20 protein-coding genes, 1 tRNA gene and 1 riboswitch are annotated in these 16146 nt (G+C 59.2%); of the genes, 16 read left to right on the forward strand and 5 right to left on the reverse strand.

Annotation, left to right across the window (positions count from 1 at the left end; all coding sequences use genetic code 11):
• Position 1 precedes the first annotated feature (1 nt).
• The 4 genes from thiS to H4P12_RS01325 form a co-directional block, all read right to left on the reverse strand.
• On the reverse strand, positions 2–199 hold the full coding sequence (thiS, locus tag H4P12_RS01310; protein WP_187791785.1) for a sulfur carrier protein ThiS: 198 nt from the start codon (positions 197–199) through the stop codon (positions 2–4).
• On the reverse strand, positions 177–1160 hold the full coding sequence (locus H4P12_RS01315; protein WP_187791786.1) for an FAD-dependent oxidoreductase: 984 nt from the start codon (positions 1158–1160) through the stop codon (positions 177–179). The genes thiS and H4P12_RS01315 overlap by 23 nt, the downstream gene beginning before the upstream one ends.
• Positions 1157–1960, reverse strand: coding sequence for a bifunctional hydroxymethylpyrimidine kinase/phosphomethylpyrimidine kinase (gene thiD, locus H4P12_RS01320; protein ID WP_187791787.1), 804 nt, complete (start codon positions 1958–1960; stop codon positions 1157–1159). The genes H4P12_RS01315 and thiD overlap by 4 nt, the downstream gene beginning before the upstream one ends.
• 54 nt (positions 1961–2014) lie before the next feature.
• Positions 2015–2117, reverse strand: a riboswitch (TPP riboswitch).
• 39 nt (positions 2118–2156) lie between these two features.
• Positions 2157–2726 carry a retropepsin-like aspartic protease family protein gene (locus tag H4P12_RS01325; protein WP_246448777.1) on the reverse strand — a complete coding sequence of 190 codons (570 nt, stop codon included), beginning with the start codon at positions 2724–2726 and terminating at the stop codon, positions 2157–2159.
• Positions 2727–3004: 278 nt separating this feature from the next.
• On the opposite strand from H4P12_RS01325, the gene H4P12_RS01330 reads away from it, so the two are divergent.
• From H4P12_RS01330 to H4P12_RS01380, 11 genes are all read left to right on the forward strand, one after another.
• Positions 3005–3250 carry a twin-arginine translocase TatA/TatE family subunit gene (locus tag H4P12_RS01330; protein ID WP_187791788.1) on the forward strand — a complete coding sequence of 82 codons (246 nt, stop codon included), beginning with the start codon at positions 3005–3007 and terminating at the stop codon, positions 3248–3250.
• Positions 3251–3259: 9 nt separating this feature from the next.
• Entirely contained in the window at positions 3260–3724 is a 465-nt protein-coding gene (gene tatB, locus H4P12_RS01335; protein ID WP_187791789.1) for a Sec-independent protein translocase protein TatB, read from the forward strand.
• A gap of 1 nt (position 3725) precedes the next feature.
• The gene (gene tatC, locus H4P12_RS01340) at positions 3726–4589 is read left to right on the forward strand and encodes a twin-arginine translocase subunit TatC (RefSeq protein ID WP_246448778.1); all 864 of its coding nucleotides are present in this window, start codon (positions 3726–3728) and stop codon (positions 4587–4589) included.
• Positions 4586–5443, forward strand: a complete 858-nt coding sequence (locus H4P12_RS01345; RefSeq protein ID WP_246448780.1) for an ATP-binding protein — start codon at positions 4586–4588, stop codon at positions 5441–5443. Before tatC ends, H4P12_RS01345 begins: the two co-directional genes overlap by 4 nt.
• Before the next feature lie 146 nt (positions 5444–5589).
• A complete protein-coding gene (locus H4P12_RS01350; RefSeq protein WP_187791790.1) occupies positions 5590–5970 on the forward strand; it encodes a response regulator in 381 nt (126 codons plus the stop codon).
• Positions 5971–6080: 110 nt separating this feature from the next.
• Positions 6081–7157, forward strand: a complete 1077-nt coding sequence (locus H4P12_RS01355) for a FliM/FliN family flagellar motor switch protein (protein WP_187791791.1) — start codon at positions 6081–6083, stop codon at positions 7155–7157.
• A gap of 88 nt (positions 7158–7245) precedes the next feature.
• Entirely contained in the window at positions 7246–7464 is a 219-nt protein-coding gene (infA, locus tag H4P12_RS01360) for a translation initiation factor IF-1 (RefSeq protein WP_010397442.1), read from the forward strand.
• Between the two features lie 52 nt (positions 7465–7516).
• The gene (locus H4P12_RS01365; RefSeq protein WP_223115695.1) at positions 7517–8089 is read left to right on the forward strand and encodes a Maf family protein; all 573 of its coding nucleotides are present in this window, start codon (positions 7517–7519) and stop codon (positions 8087–8089) included.
• The gene (locus H4P12_RS01370; RefSeq protein WP_187791792.1) at positions 8086–9141 is read left to right on the forward strand and encodes a ribonuclease E/G; all 1056 of its coding nucleotides are present in this window, start codon (positions 8086–8088) and stop codon (positions 9139–9141) included. The genes H4P12_RS01365 and H4P12_RS01370 overlap by 4 nt, the downstream gene beginning before the upstream one ends.
• Entirely contained in the window at positions 9141–9347 is a 207-nt protein-coding gene (locus H4P12_RS01375) for a DNA gyrase inhibitor YacG (RefSeq protein ID WP_187791793.1), read from the forward strand. Before H4P12_RS01370 ends, H4P12_RS01375 begins: the two co-directional genes overlap by 1 nt.
• Before the next feature lie 38 nt (positions 9348–9385).
• Positions 9386–9461, forward strand: a tRNA-Phe gene (locus H4P12_RS01380).
• Positions 9462–9573: 112 nt separating this feature from the next.
• On the opposite strand, the gene H4P12_RS01385 is transcribed toward H4P12_RS01380, so the two are convergent.
• The gene (locus H4P12_RS01385; protein WP_187791794.1) at positions 9574–10872 is read right to left on the reverse strand and encodes an MFS transporter; all 1299 of its coding nucleotides are present in this window, start codon (positions 10870–10872) and stop codon (positions 9574–9576) included.
• Positions 10873–11130: 258 nt separating this feature from the next.
• Here H4P12_RS01385 and H4P12_RS01390 point away from each other — a divergent pair, with 258 nt between their 5' ends.
• The 5 genes from H4P12_RS01390 (at position 11131) to H4P12_RS01410 (ending at position 16055) form a co-directional block, all read left to right on the forward strand.
• The gene (locus H4P12_RS01390; RefSeq protein WP_187791795.1) at positions 11131–12615 is read left to right on the forward strand and encodes an MATE family efflux transporter; all 1485 of its coding nucleotides are present in this window, start codon (positions 11131–11133) and stop codon (positions 12613–12615) included.
• 662 nt (positions 12616–13277) lie between these two features.
• The gene (locus tag H4P12_RS01395) at positions 13278–13643 is read left to right on the forward strand and encodes an NADH-quinone oxidoreductase subunit A (RefSeq protein WP_187791796.1); all 366 of its coding nucleotides are present in this window, start codon (positions 13278–13280) and stop codon (positions 13641–13643) included.
• Complete coding sequence (locus H4P12_RS01400; protein WP_187791797.1) at positions 13634–14191, forward strand: NuoB/complex I 20 kDa subunit family protein; 558 nt, start codon at positions 13634–13636, stop codon at positions 14189–14191. Before H4P12_RS01395 ends, H4P12_RS01400 begins: the two co-directional genes overlap by 10 nt.
• 3 nt (positions 14192–14194) lie before the next feature.
• Positions 14195–14812, forward strand: coding sequence for an NADH-quinone oxidoreductase subunit C (locus tag H4P12_RS01405; protein ID WP_187791798.1), 618 nt, complete (start codon positions 14195–14197; stop codon positions 14810–14812).
• Positions 14813–14816: 4 nt separating this feature from the next.
• Positions 14817–16055 carry an NADH-quinone oxidoreductase subunit D gene (locus tag H4P12_RS01410; protein ID WP_187791799.1) on the forward strand — a complete coding sequence of 413 codons (1239 nt, stop codon included), beginning with the start codon at positions 14817–14819 and terminating at the stop codon, positions 16053–16055.
• The last annotated feature ends 91 nt before the right edge of the window (positions 16056–16146 follow it).

Genomic DNA, 16146 nt, shown 5'->3' on the forward strand with positions numbered 1-16146 from the left:
TTCATCCCCCCTGCATCGGCGCAAGAATTTCAAGGCGATCACCCTCTGCCAGCGCCTGTCCAGCACGCGCGGATGACGGCACGAAGGTTTCATTCACTGCCGTCGCGACGCGGGCATCGGCATAACCCAGTTCCACCAACGCGGTTTGCAGCGTTGTGGCGCTGATATGTTTCAGCTCACCATTCACCGTGATCTTCATCCATCACCTCCGGTTTTTTGTTGTCTAGCGCCAGATCAGCGGCCATCTGCGCCAATGCGGGTGCCAGAAGAAATCCATGTCGAAACAGTCCGTTGATGAATATTCTTCCATCGCGTTTGCGGATGCGTGGCAGATTGTCGGGAAAAGCCGGGCGGGCATCCGCACCGATTTCCAGGACCCGTGCTTCGGCGAATGCCGGGTCCAGCGCATAGACCGCGTTCAGCAGTTCAACGACCGAGCGTAGTCGCGCAGGGCCGCGATCATGGCTTTCGATTTGCGTAGCCCCCAGCATGTAAATGCCGTCGCCACGCGGCACGATATAGATGGGGTGACGTGGATGCAGCAGCCGCACGGGGCGGCTGATCTGGACATCGGGGGCATGCAGCAACGCCATTTCACCCCGCACCCCGCGTAAATCGGGCAATTGATCGCGGGCAGACAGACCGCGACAATCTATGATGCGGCCCCTTGGCGCTGATTTCTCGATTGTAACCCCGGCCTGCGACAGGGAATTTTCCAGCACGCTCAGGGCTTGGCGAGGGGCGATATGCGCCTCGGTATCAAAGAAAAGGGCGTGGTCATGGCGGTCGGCCAAAGACGGCTCGATCTGGGTCAGCCAATCGCGGCTCAGCCGCTGATAGCCCGTGGTGCGACGCGCAAAGCGGTCTAGTTCGCCTCGGTCGCGCCCAAGGGCGACAACCAGAGAGCCGCGCCGCGTGACATCGGCCCCTGCCTTTTCCCACCAGGTCACCGCTTTTTGGCCCAGGCGGACCACGGGTTCCTCGGCCGTTTCCCCCTCGCAGAAGGGGGCAAGCATGCCGCCTGCCCACCATGAACAATTATGTGCACCCGGCCCGCCATTCGGATCAATCAACTGCACCTTGGCCCCACGCCGGACCAGTTCCGTTGCGATGGTCAGCCCGGCGACACCAGCCCCCAGGACAGAGATGACGTCGCTCATGCCCATGTCTCGTGAAAATGGTGGATGGGACCGTGCCCCGATCCAATATGCAGGTGATCGGCTGCCTTGATCGCCCCTTGCAGCCAGATATGTGCGATCCGAACGGCATTGATCAGGTCCGCCCCTTTGGCCAATTCGGCGGCAATGGCCGAGGACAGCGAACAGCCGGTTCCGTGCGTATTGCGGGTGTCGATGCGTGGTGCGGTAAACGGGGTTGAAAAATCCGACATGATCAGCCAGTCGGTGCAGGTATCGCCGGCAGCATGGCCGCCTTTCATCAAGACGGCTTTTGCGCCCAGATCGATAAGCGCACGGCCCTGTTCTGCGATCTGCTGCGGTGTGACGGCCATGCGCGTGTCCAATAGACGCGCGGCCTCGGGCAGGTTAGGCGTCAGCAGAAACGCACGGCTTAGCAGGCGATCGCGCAGCGTGGCGATGGCGTCTTCATCCACCAGCGGATCGCCCGATTTTGCAATCATCACCGGGTCCACCACCACCGGCCCAGGATATCCGGCAAGCGTATCTGCGACAGTCCGGGCGATGGTTGCCGAGCCGAGCATCCCGATCTTTATCGCATCCGCACCGATATCTTGCAGCACTGAAACCATCTGCGCCTGCACCAGATCGGCAGGCATCAACTGCACGGCCTGCACCGCCAATGTGTTCTGTGCCGTGATCGCTGTGATTGCCGTGGTGGTGTAAACACCGCGCGCAGATGCCGATTTCACGTCCGCCTGAATGCCCGCGCCGCCACCGCTGTCGGACCCTGCGATAATCAGAAGCTTCGCCGCCCCGTTCATACATCCTCCGCTTGGGCACCTGGACATAGGGGAGGGGGGAAATGCGCCGTAAGGGCACATACACTCTCCGTTCCCTACGCCGGCATTGCCCGGATCAGGTTCGATGGGTTAGCGCATGGCCTCTCAGCCCCGGAACGGGGCACCCCAACGGAATGATGTGACGTTAATCAGGTGCGGTGCGGGTTGCAAGGCGAACTTAGCGTTCCAGAACCAAAAGATCGCCTTCGAAACTGACGCGGGCAAAGGTCCGCAGATAGGACATGCCCAGAAGCGAGCCATCCATATCGCCGCCAATCACCCATGCCCTGACATTGTGGTCGGTAATTTCGCCAATTGCCATTTCGTCCAGCGTGATCGGTGCTGTCTGGACGCGACCATTGGCGGTCATGGCCGTGCCGATATAGGCCAGATCGTCGGGGTCGATCCCCGCCTTTCGGGCATCCTCACGGCCAAGCGCGATCGTCGATGCGCCGGTATCAACCATGAACCGGACGGTCTGGCCATTCACCTGGGCATCAAGGTGGAAATGCCCATCGCGACCGACCGGGATTTCGATTCGCCCCCCCTGCAACACCTGTTGTTGCGACATGCCGCCATTGTCCCACCATTCAGCGGCCAGCGCGACACCGGCAAAAATGACGATCCACAGAACCAGTTGACGCAATGCCTTGCCACCCCGGCCTGACAGCTCGAATATCAAAGCTCCGCCGATCACGATCAGCAGCACGACATAGTAAGCAAGCTGCATCGTGTCGGTATTGGTCATCAAATGTTTCCTGAAACGATCCCAAGGGTTGGGCAATCTTTCTGAAAATGGTGTGTTGAGCCGTGCTTGGCAATGACTGGGCGCGGAATACGCGTTATAATCATGCTGGCAGTCATATGCGCATTTGCGGAAGCCGCGCCCGAATCGTGATACGGACCATCACCTGATCCATTCGTTGCTGATGGGGCATGATCACGGAATAGAGCTTTGCAATCACCCCGCTGTGCGCATAAACCTGCAACGCGGGCGGCTGGAACCGCCCGGAGAGGGAGCTTACTATGTTCAACAACATTGGCCTTCCTGGCCTTCTTCTGATCGCGGTCGTCGTGCTTGTCCTGTTTGGTCGGGGCAAGGTCTCGTCGCTGATGGGCGAAGTCGGCAAGGGCATCACCGCCTTCAAAAAAGGCGTGAATGACGGCAACAACGAAATCGAAAAAGCTGCGGATACCACGCGTGAAGTGCCTGGCGAAAAGGCCCGTGACGTGACGCCGCACACGACCGATCAGACCCCTGACCGCAGCTAAGGCGATATCATGTTCGACATCGGCTGGACCGAACTTTTGCTGATCGGCGTGGTTGCGCTGATCGTTGTCGGTCCAAAGGATCTGCCGCATTTGTTCCATTCTCTTGGCCGGTTCACGGCCAAGGCACGCAGCATGGCGCGGGAATTCACGTCGGCCATGGACGATGCGGCGAAAAATGCCGGTCTGGACGAAGCCACGAAGTCGCTGCGGGATGTTCAGTCGCTGACCTCGAAAAAATCGCTTGGTCTGGATGCTCTGGATCGCGCCGCCGACAGGTTCGAGAAGTGGGATCCCAAAATTCCCAAAGCACGAACCAATGCGCCTGTCGATCCAAACGCACCCGCCCGGCCCGCCGACGCGCCGCCGCCCCCGGCTCAGCCGCAGGTAGCCGCGACCTCGCCCGCCGATGCCGCGCCGCAGCCCGGAACGCGCAGATTACATGCCGTGCGGCGCAGTGACAGGAAAGACGACTGAATTGGCGACCAAGCCCCTGAAGGAAGACGAGCTTGAAGACAGCTCGGCCCCGCTGATCGAGCATCTGGCCGAGTTGCGGACCCGTATCATGTGGTCAATGGCGGCTTTTATCGCCGCCATGATCCTTTGCTACACGGTCTGGCAGCCCATCTACAACATCCTGACACAGCCGATCTGCGCGGCGCTGGAAGCGCGTGGACAAAGTTGCCAGTTGCAGATCATCAAACTGCAAGAGGGCTTTTTCACGGCCATCAATATCTCGTTCTTCGGGGGCTTCGCGCTGTCCTTCCCGATCATCGCCTTTCAGCTGTGGCGCTTCGTCGCGCCGGGCCTTTATCGGTCTGAAAAGGCCGCATTCCTCCCGTTTCTGCTGGCCTCGCCGATCATGTTCGCGATTGGCGCGACATTCGCATATTATGTCATCCTGCCAATGGCTTATGACTTCTTTCTCAGCTTTCAGCAGGCCCCGGTTGTCGCCACGACAAAGGAGGTGACGACGACAGACAGCGTTGCCGGGATCGCGTTCCAAGGCTCGATGCAGGAATACCTGAGCCTGACGATCAAGTTCATTCTGGCGTTCGGTCTTAGCTTTCAGTTGCCGGTTCTGCTGACGCTGATGGGCAAGGCGGGGCTGGTTTCGTCCAGCGGTCTGGGCGCCGCTCGGCGTTATGCGATTGTCGGCATCCTTGTCCTTGCCGCCGTGGCGACCCCGCCGGATGTGATCTCTCAGGTGGTGTTGTTCTCGGTGATCTATGCCCTTTACGAAGTGTCGATTCAGCTGATCCGCCGCATCGAAAAGCGGCGCGAGGCTGAAATGCGTGCCAACGGCACTTGGGTCGAGGATGAGGAAGAAGAACAGGCATGAATGGCCGAGATGATCTGACCGACCCGTTGCAGCGGATCGCAGCGGCGCTGGAACGTCTGGCGCCTGCGCCCGCACCTGTGCCCAGTTTTAGCGAGGCGTCGGCCTATATCTGGCATCCCAACCCCGATCATCTTGAGCCGGTCGATACCGTGTCGCGTGTCGATCTGGTGCAATTGATCGGCATCGACAGGGCCAAGGACACGCTTCTTGCCAATACGCTGCAATTCGCACGCGGATTTGGCGCGAATAATGCGCTTCTTTGGGGCGCGCGTGGTATGGGAAAATCATCGCTGGTCAAGGCCGTTCATGCCGAGGCGATAGCCCAGGGTTTGCCGCTGGTCCTGGTCGAGATTGCGCGCGAAGATCTGGACAGCGTCGGACGTCTGTTAACCATTCTGGGTCGGGCGACAAACCGGCGTTTCCTGCTGTTTTCGGATGACCTGTCCTTCAGCCACGACGATACCCAATACAAATCGCTCAAGGCGGTTCTGGATGGCGGGCTTAGCGGCCGCCCCTCGAACGTGATTCTCTATGCGACCTCGAATCGTCGCCATTTGATGCCACGTGACATGATCGACAATGAGCGGTCGTCAGCGATCCACCCCGGAGAGGCGGTCGAGGAAAAAGTGTCGCTGTCGGATCGCTTTGGTCTGTGGCTGGGCTTTCACAGTTGTTCGCAGGACGAATATTTGGCGATGGTGTCTGGCTATTGCGATGCCTATGGCATTGATATCGGCGCCGAAAATCTGCGTGCAGAGGCCATTGAATGGCAGGCGACACGCGGCGGTCGTTCAGGCCGCGTGGCGTGGCAGTTTTTCACCGACCTTGCTGGTCGTCATGGGATTGCTGTTTGAGCCCATGATCCAGCCGACTCGCCTTATAGGCGAAATCGCGCCGAAACCGTGACGTCTCTATGTGTTTTCCCTATGTGAAAACGACAAGTTGAGGCAAAATTTGTCTCCACTGCGAGTAGGGCTTGGGGGAGGCTTGCGACGCGCCGATGCTGGATATTCTTGTCATCGAGAATAAGCGGAACGTGGCGAAAATGGCCAAGGTCGTCCTGACGCGCCATGGCTGGAAGGTGGCGTTTCATCAAGAGGATCAGCGCGGCATGGATGTCATCCGCGAAGTTCGGCCGCGAATGATCATTCTTGATCTGAATACGCCAAGCCGCTCCGGTGCTGAAATTCTGTCGGAATTGCGCAAGGACGGCGACCTAAGTCTTGCGCTGACGCCAGTGGTCATGCTGACCGGCAATCAGGATGATGCGGATAATGCGGCGCAGGCCGACGCGATCTTGCCCAGACCGTTTGTGGGGCGCGATCTTTGCGCCCTGGTCAGCCGCATGTTGCCCAGCGGGATCAGCAGCCATCACGCGTAAACCTTTCGTAAAGCCAGACCTGCCAGATTGAGGGTCAAGGTTATTGATTCGGATTTGGCTTGATAATGGCGGTGACAGAGCGATCTGAAAATCCTGGCGTTCTGCGCCGCATGCTGCAGGCGCGTGATCAGGCGGCGTCCAGTCGTGACCGCCCGCCGCAATTGCCGCTTCCGGTCCCGCAAACTCCGGCCCGCGCTGCGGCGACCGCGATTGGGCGTGCGGCAGAACGCCTGTATCGGCTGGGTGTGCAGCCGGTTGGAATTGACATCGGCGCATTGACCCTGGCCGAGATGACCGAAGTTCTGCCAGAACCCTCATTGCTGACAATTGTTCAGGGCGTTGCGGATGCGGTTGGTGTGGTGGCGCTGTGTCCAGAAGCCGTGACGGCGCTGATCGAAATGCAGGCGCTTGGCCGCATCACGAAACGGCCCGTTGAACGTCGCAAGCTGACGCGTAGTGATGCGATGCTGTGTGTGGAATTCGTGAATGCGCTGATGGCCGAACTGGCGACGGAAATGGCCGGCGTCGAAGGGTTCGATGGCTTTTCGGGCTATCGCTATGCGACCTATCTGGATGATCCCCGTCCGCTGGCATTGATGTTGGAAGATAAACCCTACCGCAGCCTTGAATTTCGACTGCGGCTTGGTGCGACAGAGACACGCGACGCGCGCATCTTTCTGGCGTTACCACATGTCGGCGGGGAAGGTGACAGACGAGAGGTGGCACGCCCCGAACAGCAGCCCGCGAAGCAGGCCCCTGCCGTTCCGCCGCAATCAAGCGATCATCGCGCTGGCTTTGTGGCGACCAGCGTTCAGGATGCCCCGATAGAGGTGATCGGTGTTCTGTGCCGCCGTCAGATCACGCTGAAAGAGCTTCGCAATTTGGTACCCGGACAGATGCTGCCGCTGCCACGCGTAAATCTGTCCGCCGCCCAAATCGAAACAATCGATGGTCAGGTGCTGGCTGTGGGGAAGTTTGGCGAAGCAGATGGCTGCCACGCCATCCGGCTGCATTCCGGTGAGGCGGGTGATGCCGAACCCGCCCGGGCAATGGCTGCTCCTTTGATCGCAGAGGCTTTGCCACTGGACCTGTTCGGACCTGATGAGTTCCGTGCAGCCCACCTGAAAGGGACAGAAACCGACAAACTTGTCCCACAAACCGGGGGAAACGGCGCATCAATTGGCTGAAAACACGCTTTGCACTTGAATTCTCCCAGACTTGATCGCATTTAACCGGGCGTCCCGAATCCTGCGGGATGATCAAAATGGAGCGACCATGGCCAAGGAAGAAATGCTCGAATTTCCCGGCGTCGTTAAGGAACTCCTGCCAAATGCGACATTCCGGGTCGAGCTTGAAAACGGCCATGAAATCATCGCACATATGGCAGGAAAGATGCGCAAGAACCGCATCCGTGTTCTGGCCGGTGACAAGGTTCAGGTGGAAATGAACACCTATGACCTGACCAAGGGGCGGATCAATTACCGCTTCAAGTGACGTCGGCGTTGTCGCCGACGACAAATCGACACGACGGACTGACACGCCGCGACTGATCCTTGGATCGGCAAGTCCGCGGCGATTGCAGTTGCTTGCGCAGATCGGCATTGTGCCCGATGACCTGCGCAGCGCTGATATCGACGAAAGCCCCCTGAAAGCCGAAGCGCCACGGGATTACGTGCTGCGTATCGCCTTGGCCAAAGCCACGGCTTTGGGCGCCGAGAGGGACGACGTGTTGTTGTGCGCGGACACCACGGTTGCCGTCGGCCGGCGCATCCTGGGGAAGCCGGAAAGCCGGGATGAGGCTGCGGATTTCATGCGTCTGATGTCCGGGCGCAGGCATCGCGTCTTGACAGCCGTTGTCCTGCACCAGAACAGCAAATCTCGGACACGTCTGGTGGAAACACTGGTTCGGATGCGCCCCATTTCTGCCCCGGAACTTGAACGCTACCTTGATATCGGCGATTGGCAGGGCAAAGCCGGGGCTTATGCGATACAGGGCGCCGCTGCCGCATTCATTCCGTGGATTCAGGGTTCATTTTCATCGGTCGTCGGCTTGCCGTTGGCAGAAACTGCGGCAATGCTGGCCTCGGCCGGGATTCATGGGAAGAAGGTCGAGGCATGAAGGGACGCCAAGTTGTTCTGGGTCATTTGTTCGGGGCCGAAGCCGCCGCACTGATGGTGGACGGCCAGCTTGTCGATTTGATCGCCGATCCCGGTGCGTTATCGCCCCTGCGGCCCGGCGCAATCTGTCGCGGTGTGGTGGAACGGTTGATGAAAGGCCAGGGCGGCGCTTTCGTGCGTCTGCCCGATGGTGAGCGTGGTTATCTTCGCGAACGGTCCGGCGTTCGCGAAGGACAGCCGATGCTGGTCCAGATTGCAGGGATCGCAGATGAGGGGAAAGCGATCCTGCTGTCTCCGCGCCTGACGTTTCGCGGACGCTACAGTCTGGTTACGCCCGGTGCCCCCGGTGTGAATGTCTCTCGGCGTATTCGGGATACGGAAACGCGCACGGAACTTGAACAGATCGGGCAAGAGGTTTTGGGAGAGCGTTCGCACGGCATCGTGATGCGAAGCGCCGCCGAGATTGCTGACCCTGACGAGATTGCGGACGAACTGGCACAGTTGGTCGACCTGGCCGATCGCGTCACAGCCGAATCCACGGGTCAGCCCGAGCTGTTGCTGGATGCGCCTGACGCGTGGGAACAGGCCTGGATGGACTGGGCCGAGCCGGCCCCTGATGCCGTCGAAGAGGGGGATGACAGCTTTGACCGCTGCGGCGTCACCGATGCGCTGGATGCGGTTCTGCTGGCCCGTGTCGATTTGCCTGGCGGTGCCAGTGCCTATATTGAAACGACGCGCGCCCTGACCGCGATTGATGTGAACACGGGTGCGGATGCAACGCCCGCCGCATCGCTCAAGGCGAATATCGCACTGGCGCGTGATCTGTCGCGGCAGTTGCGTTTGCGCGGTCTGGGCGGCCAGATCGTCGTAGACTTTGCCCCGATGCCCAAACGCGACCGGGCGACGTTGGATCAGGTGTTGAAAGCCGCCTTCAAGGGCGAAAGCGCAGAAACCTCGTTGGTTGGCTGGACCACGATGGGCCTGTATGAAATCAATCGAAAACGCGACCGGGTCGCCCTTGAGCGCCTGTTCGCCGAGGAAGGAAAAGGCTGATGGCCTGCCCGATCTGCAATAAGGATAGTGCGCCCAATTACCGTCCATTCTGCTCAAAACGCTGTGCCGATGTTGATCTTGGCCACTGGCTGCGGGGCGATTATGTCATCCCCGGACCACCCCTGGATGACATCGCATCCGATGAGAGCGAGAGAGAAACAAAAAACAGCGATTTGGGGCTGGACAGTCGCGACAAGCGACCGTAAACACCCTCCACGCACGGCGGCAGAGATGCTGCCAGATTGCCCGGATAGCTCAGTTGGTAGAGCAGCGGATTGAAAATCCGCGTGTCGGTGGTTCGAATCCGCCTCCGGGCACCATTTAAATCCTTGATATGAATATAATATCGGACCGCAGTTCGCGCCGCTTGATGGCGCCGGATGCTGACGCCAGCGCCCATGAAAAAGGCGGCCAGTTGGCCGCCTTTCTGCGTCACACTTCGTCGCGCCCCGAAGCGAGAATGCACAGCAGCGTCACGACCGCCGCTGCCAGCATGTAATAACCGACATAATGCAGGCCGAAATTCGTCTGCAACCACGTCGCCGCATACGGTGCCAGCGAGGCGCCGAAGATACCTGCGAAGTTGAAGGTCATCGACGCGCCGGTATAGCGAACCTTGGTCGGGAAAGGCGCGGCCAGCGCGGCCCCGATCACGCCATAGGTCAGGCCCATCAGGAACATGCCGACGGTGATGAAGACATACAGCTTGTCTTCGCCGCCGCTCATCAATGGGCCAAGCAGGAACGAGAAGGCGCCGATCAGCACGGTGATCACGATCAGGAACGGGCGGCGGCCGACGCGGTCGGCGATCTTGCCCGCAATCGGGATCGCAATGCCAAAGACGACCGCACCGAAGATTTGCAGCTTCAGCGCATCAAGGAACGGAATTTGCAGGACCTTGACGTTGTAGGACAGCAGCCATGCCGTGCAGATGTAGAACAGCACAAAGGTGACCAGCGCCACGAAGGTGCCCAGGAACAGGCTGCGTTTGTGATTGCGAAACAGCTCGACCACGGGGACCGAGACGCGCTCGTCCCGCTTGACGGCTTCGGCAAATTCCGGGGTTTCGGTGATCGACAGGCGAACCCAAAGGCCCAACGCGACCAGAAGGATCGAGGCCAGGAATGGCAGGCGCCAGCCCCATGTCAGCAGGTCGTCCTGGCTCATGAAATGCAGCATGACCCAGAAGAATCCCGAAGACAGGAACAATCCGATCGGCGCACCAAGCTGGGGGAACATGCCATACCAGCTGCGTTTGCCTTCGGGCGCGTTTTCGGTGGCCAACAGCACCGCGCCGCCCCATTCACCACCAAGGCCGAAGCCCTGACCAAAGCGGCATAGCGCCAGCAGCGCCGGTGCGGCCACGCCGATCTGGGCGTAGGTGGGCAGCAACCCGATGATCACGGTGGAAACGCCCATGGTCAGGAGCGCCGCCACCAGGGTGACTTTGCGCCCCACCCGGTCGCCAAAATGGCCGAACACGACGGCGCCAAAGGGGCGGGCGAAGAAGGCAATCGAGAATGTCGCGAAAGAGGCCAGCAACGCCGTCATCGCATCCTCGGCCGGAAAGAACAGCGTCGGGAAAATCAGCACCGCCGCGGTCGCATAGACATAAAAGTCAAAGAATTCGATGGTTGTGCCGATCAGGCTGGCCAGCAAAACCTGAGCAGGAGAGTTCAACGGCTTTCGACGTTGCGCCACGTCGGGCGCATGAAGGTTGGTTTCGGTCATTACTAAGATCCGCATCGGTTATGGAGGAGGCATGGCGTCGCGGAAGACGCATGGCCGGGCCGCGCTATCGCAAAAAGCGGTAAAAGAAAATGGCCGAAAGCTAAGAAAATTGCGCTATGCAGTCAGTGCATGGCAACTAGATTGCGCGATGGTGCGGGCCGATTGATTGCCCGGGTGTTCCGAGACAGGAAGGGACGCAACCGATCCACCGCGTGGTTCGTTATCTGGCAGTCGTCTTTTTAGAACGAGGGTATCGCAATGCCACAAGGCCGGGATTTAACCACGGGATCAATCGCCTCGGCCTTGCTTCTGTTTGCCCTGCCAACCCTGGGGTCGTCGATCCTGCAATCCGCCAATGGCTCGATCGACGCGGTATGGGTTGGGCGGCTTTTGGGGGAAAACGCGCTGGCCGCGACCACCAATGGCAACCTGATCATGTTCATGCTGACGGCTTTTGTCTTTGGTTTCGGAATGGCCGCGACCATCCTGATCGGACAGGCGATCGGGCGAAGGGACATGACCGGCGCGAAAGAGGTCGTCGGCACGGCGATTGGCACCTTCGCGCCGGTTGCCTTGATCATCGCGGTTGCTGGCTGGTTGGTTGCGCCACAGGTTCTGGCCTTGCTGGGAACCGGGCCAGAGATCACGCCGCTGGCCCGCGATTTCCTGCGAGTGACCTTCATTGCGATGCCCGCCATGCTGATGCAGACGATGATCATGATGGCGCTGCGCGGGGCAGGGGATTCGATCACGCCCTTGATCTTCATGGCCGTGGCGGTCGTGCTGGACGTTGTCCTGAACCCGGTGTTCATTCTGGGCATGGGGCCGGTGCCCGAAATGGGGATTGGCGGATCTGCATTCGCGATGGCGGTTGCAAACTATATCAGCCTGGTCGCGATGCTGATCTATATCTATGCCAGTCGAAATCCGCTTCGTCTGCATCGGGATGAACTGCATTTGCTGCGCCCGGCGCGGTCCGTCCTGCGCCTGATGGTTGGCAAAGGGCTGCCAATCGGCATCCAGATGGTCGTCGTGTCCAGCGCGATGCTGACCATGATGACCCTGGTCAACAGCGAAGGCGTTGATACCACCGCAGCCTTTGGTGCCACACAGCAGCTTTGGACCTATGTCCAGATGCCTGCGATGGCGCTTGGCGCGGCGGTCAGTGCAATGGCTGCGCAGAATATCGGGGCAGGCAACTGGGACCGCGTGTCGCAGATCACCCGCATGGGACTTGTCTTCAATATCCTGCTGACCGGCGGATTGGTGGTGGCATTGTTCTTTGTCGATCATCTGGCCCTTGGCTTCTTTTTGGGCGCAGACAGCCCGGCCATCGCGATTGGTCAGCATATCCTGCGCGTGGCAACCTGGGGCTTTATCGCCTTTGGTGTGACGATGGTTCTGTTCGGAACGATCCGGGCGAACGGGCAGGTCGTCTGGCCAGTCGTCATCCTGTTCATTTCGCTTTATCCGGTGCGGCTTGGCGTCGCCTATGGATTGCGAGAATGGCTGGGTGTCGATGCCTTGTGGGTCAGCTTTCCGGTGGCGATGGTTGCGACGATGATCATGGCGATCGGGCTGTATCTGCAAGGGGGATGGCGGCGCAGCACTGCCATGGCCCGCCTTGATGATGCCGAGGCCGCGCCCGCCATGTCGATCTCCTCCGAAGCCGGATCACCGATCAGCCCGCGCAACCCGCAAATTCCGCCTGCGCAGGCCTGTGAAAGAATCGATCAGGTTTGATTTCAGACCAATAGCTCGGTTGTGAAATGAACGGTTGTTTTGAAACCTGTCCAAATCGACAAGGCATTGGTCAACGCTATTGACGCGAATCTGAAAAGCTTCCTACTGTCAGCTTGAAGCAGTCGGAAATATCGGGTTTCGATCGATCCAATTGCTTCATTTTGCCTTGGTTATCAGTGCTGGCAATGTGAAAAAAATGAAAGCCGGCTGACTGCTGATGACCATTCGATAGGGGTTATGGCCAAGGGCACGAATATCTCTTCCCAGGATGAAACCTGTCCGACGATCCGTCGCTGTGCGGAAATCGGAAGAAGCGGTGAGCCATTCACCAAACCCGCATCGGGCAATCAAAAGGTCACCACTCACTGTAGCTAGTGCTGTCGCGCGGATCCTCAGGCAACGGGATCCGCGTTTTGTTTTGACACGGATTGCGGTCTTGTGCGTGTCGACGATTCTGGCAGGCCGCCGGGCCGGCACATTTTCGCGGCATTCCTGTTAGCGCCCAAGCGGTTACGTGATGGAATCTGGTGCAATTCACTGCATTCTGGCGCATTTCGCGCCCTTTGGGGCAATTGACCCTGCCTGCTGTCAGGTCTAAACCGACCATAGCCAACCCGTCGCGGGCAGCCAAGTTTCCCCGCGACCGACAAGGGGAACTGTTCGTGGAACATTTGCTGCAGGAATATCTGCCCATTCTCGTATTCGGCGCGATGGCGTCTGCACTGGCCATTATCCTGATGCTTGCCGGTGCCTTGATCGCAGTCCGCAATCCCGACCCCGAGAAGGTCAGTGCCTATGAATGCGGCTTTAACGCCTTTGACGATGCGCGGATGAAGTTCGACGTCCGATTCTATCTGGTGTCGATCCTGTTCATCATCTTCGACCTTGAAGTGGCGTTCCTGTTTCCCTGGGCCGTCAATTTCGCCGGACTGACCGATGCCGCCTTCTGGTCGATGATGGTCTTTCTGGGCGTTCTGACAATTGGCTTTGCCTATGAATGGAAGAAGGGTGCGCTGGAATGGGCCTGATCCTGCCGGAAAAGCAAGGCATCCAGACGGGTTTGAATACCGCCGGTGCCGATAAGGAAGTGGCCACCGCGGCGCTGAACCGTGAATTGCAGGACAAAGGTTTCCTGCTGACCTCGACCGCGGACATCATCAACTGGGCGCGCAACGGTTCGCTGCACTGGATGACCTTCGGTCTGGCCTGTTGCGCCGTTGAGATGATGCAGGTCTCGATGCCGCGTTATGACGTGGAACGCTTTGGCACCGCGCCGCGCGCATCCCCGCGTCAGTCGGACCTGATGATCGTGGCTGGCACGCTGACCAACAAGATGGCGCCGGCCCTGCGCAAGGTTTACGACCAGATGCCCGAACCGCGCTATGTTCTTTCCATGGGAAGCTGTGCGAATGGCGGCGGCTATTATCACTACAGCTATTCCGTTGTGCGTGGCTGTGACCGGATCGTCCCGGTTGATATCTATGTGCCGGGCTGCCCTCCGACCGCCGAAGCCTTGCTTTATGGCATCCTGCAACTTCAGCGCCGCATCCGGCGCACTGGCACGCTGGTGAGGTAACAGATGGCTGTTTATCCCGATATTGATGCCCTGAGCCAATTGGCCGAGCATATCCAGCTCCGCCGCAGCAATCAGGTTCTGGATACCGCCATCGAATTTGGCGAACTGACCATCACCAGCACCGTCAGCGGCGTTCTGGATCTGGTCGATTTCCTGCGCTCTGATTCCAGCTGTCGTTTCTCGACCCTGATCGACATTACCGCCGTGGATCACCCGGCACGCCCGCAGCGTTTCGATGTCGTCTGGCATTTTCTGTCGATGTATCAGAACCAGCGTGTTCGCGTGAAAGCCGCCATCCGCGAAGATGAGGTCGTGCCCTCGCTGACCGGGATATTCCCGAATGCGAACTGGTATGAGCGTGAAATCTTTGACATGTTCGGCATCCTGTTCAGCGGACATCCCGATTTGCGCCGTATCCTGACGGATTACGGTTTCAGCGGCTATCCGCTGCGCAAGGATTTCCCGACCACGGGCTATGTCGAGGTGCGCTATAGCGACACCGAAAAGCGCGTCGTTTATGAGCCGGTGAACCTGACGCAGGAATACCGTCAGTTCGATTTCCTTTCGCCGTGGGAGGGCGCGAAATACGTGCTGCCCGGCGACGAAAAGAGCAAGGGGTAAGGCCATGGACGGCGATATCCGCAAAAACCAATACGACGATGGCAGCCACGATATTTTGTCGGGCGAACAGAACATCCGTAACTTCAACATCAATTTCGGCCCGCAGCACCCTGCCGCGCACGGCGTGCTTCGTATGGTGCTGGAGCTGGATGGTGAGGTTGTCGAACGCGCCGACCCGCATATCGGTCTGCTGCACCGTGGCACCGAAAAGCTGATGGAAAGCAGAACCTACCTGCAAAACCTGCCTTATTTCGACCGTCTGGACTATGTGGCGCCGATGAACCAGGAACACGCCTGGTGTCTGGCAATCGAACGCCTGACCGGCACCACGATTCCGCGCCGCGCCAGTCTGATCCGGGTTCTGTTCTCGGAAATCGGACGCATTCTGAACCACCTGATGGGCTTGACCACTGGTGCGCTGGATATCGGCGCACTGACGCCACCCTTGTGGGGGTTCGAACCGCGCGAACAGTTGATGATCTTCTATGAACGGGCCTGCGGTGCGCGTCTGCACGCGGCCTATTTCCGCCCCGGCGGCGTTCATCAGGATCTGCCGCCTGATCTGATCGACGATATCGAGGCATGGTGCGATCCCTTTCTGAAGGTCGTGGACGATCTGGCAGGCCTGCTGGTCGAAAACCGTATCTTCAAGCAGCGCTTGGTCAATATCGGCATCGTGACCGAACAGGACGCTTTGGATTGGGGCTATACCGGCGTCATGGTGCGTGGCTCGGGTCTGGCGTGGGATTTGCGCCGTTCGCAACCCTATGAATGCTATGACGAATTTGAATTCCAGATTCCGGTGGGCAAGAATGGCGATTGCTATGACCGCTTCCTGTGCCGGATGGAGGAGATGCGTCAATCCGTCAGCATCATGCGTCAGGCGATCCAGAAACTGCGGGCCGAACCTGCGGGCGACGTCATGGCCCGTGGTAAACTGGCACCGCCCAAGCGCAACGACATGAAGCGGGACATGGAAAGCCTGATCCACCACTTCAAGCTTTACACCGAAGGCTTCAAAGTCCCCGCGGGCGAGGTTTATGCCGCCGTCGAAGCCCCCAAGGGCGAGTTCGGCGTTTATCTGGTCAGCGATGGCACCAATAAACCCTACCGCGCCAAGCTGCGCGCACCGGGCTTTACCCATTTGCAGTCGATGGACTGGATGGCCAAAGGGCATATGCTGGCCGACGTTCCGGCCTTGATCGCCACACAGGACATTGTGTTTGGTGAGGTGGACCGGTGATGAAATCCGCCTCGACCTCGTCCCTTGGGACAATCACTGAAATTCTGCGGCCCGGCATGATCGCCGGTTGCTGCATCGCCGTTACGCTAGG

Origin of the sequence: Paracoccus amoyensis, from assembly GCF_014490725.1 — a bacterium.
Classification (GTDB): domain Bacteria; phylum Pseudomonadota; class Alphaproteobacteria; order Rhodobacterales; family Rhodobacteraceae; genus Paracoccus; species Paracoccus amoyensis.

Coding starts and splice junctions, on each gene's coding strand:
- H4P12_RS01410 (WP_187791799.1), top strand. CDS start 14,817: ATGGACGGCGATATCCGCAAAAACCAATACGACGATGGCAGCCACGAT.
- H4P12_RS01375 (WP_187791793.1), top strand. CDS start 9,141: ATGGCCTGCCCGATCTGCAATAAGGATAGTGCGCCCAATTACCGTCCA.
- H4P12_RS01315 (WP_187791786.1), bottom strand. CDS start 1,160: ATGAGCGACGTCATCTCTGTCCTGGGGGCTGGTGTCGCCGGGCTGACC.
- H4P12_RS01330 (WP_187791788.1), top strand. CDS start 3,005: ATGTTCAACAACATTGGCCTTCCTGGCCTTCTTCTGATCGCGGTCGTC.
- H4P12_RS01390 (WP_187791795.1), top strand. CDS start 11,131: ATGCCACAAGGCCGGGATTTAACCACGGGATCAATCGCCTCGGCCTTG.
- thiS (WP_187791785.1), bottom strand. CDS start 199: ATGAAGATCACGGTGAATGGTGAGCTGAAACATATCAGCGCCACAACG.
- thiD (WP_187791787.1), bottom strand. CDS start 1,960: ATGAACGGGGCGGCGAAGCTTCTGATTATCGCAGGGTCCGACAGCGGT.
- H4P12_RS01370 (WP_187791792.1), top strand. CDS start 8,086: ATGAAGGGACGCCAAGTTGTTCTGGGTCATTTGTTCGGGGCCGAAGCC.
- infA (WP_010397442.1), top strand. CDS start 7,246: ATGGCCAAGGAAGAAATGCTCGAATTTCCCGGCGTCGTTAAGGAACTC.
- H4P12_RS01385 (WP_187791794.1), bottom strand. CDS start 10,872: ATGACCGAAACCAACCTTCATGCGCCCGACGTGGCGCAACGTCGAAAG.
- tatB (WP_187791789.1), top strand. CDS start 3,260: ATGTTCGACATCGGCTGGACCGAACTTTTGCTGATCGGCGTGGTTGCG.
- H4P12_RS01325 (WP_246448777.1), bottom strand. CDS start 2,726: ATGACCAATACCGACACGATGCAGCTTGCTTACTATGTCGTGCTGCTG.
- H4P12_RS01355 (WP_187791791.1), top strand. CDS start 6,081: ATGCTGCAGGCGCGTGATCAGGCGGCGTCCAGTCGTGACCGCCCGCCG.
- H4P12_RS01350 (WP_187791790.1), top strand. CDS start 5,590: ATGCTGGATATTCTTGTCATCGAGAATAAGCGGAACGTGGCGAAAATG.
- H4P12_RS01400 (WP_187791797.1), top strand. CDS start 13,634: ATGGGCCTGATCCTGCCGGAAAAGCAAGGCATCCAGACGGGTTTGAAT.
- H4P12_RS01405 (WP_187791798.1), top strand. CDS start 14,195: ATGGCTGTTTATCCCGATATTGATGCCCTGAGCCAATTGGCCGAGCAT.
- H4P12_RS01345 (WP_246448780.1), top strand. CDS start 4,586: ATGAATGGCCGAGATGATCTGACCGACCCGTTGCAGCGGATCGCAGCG.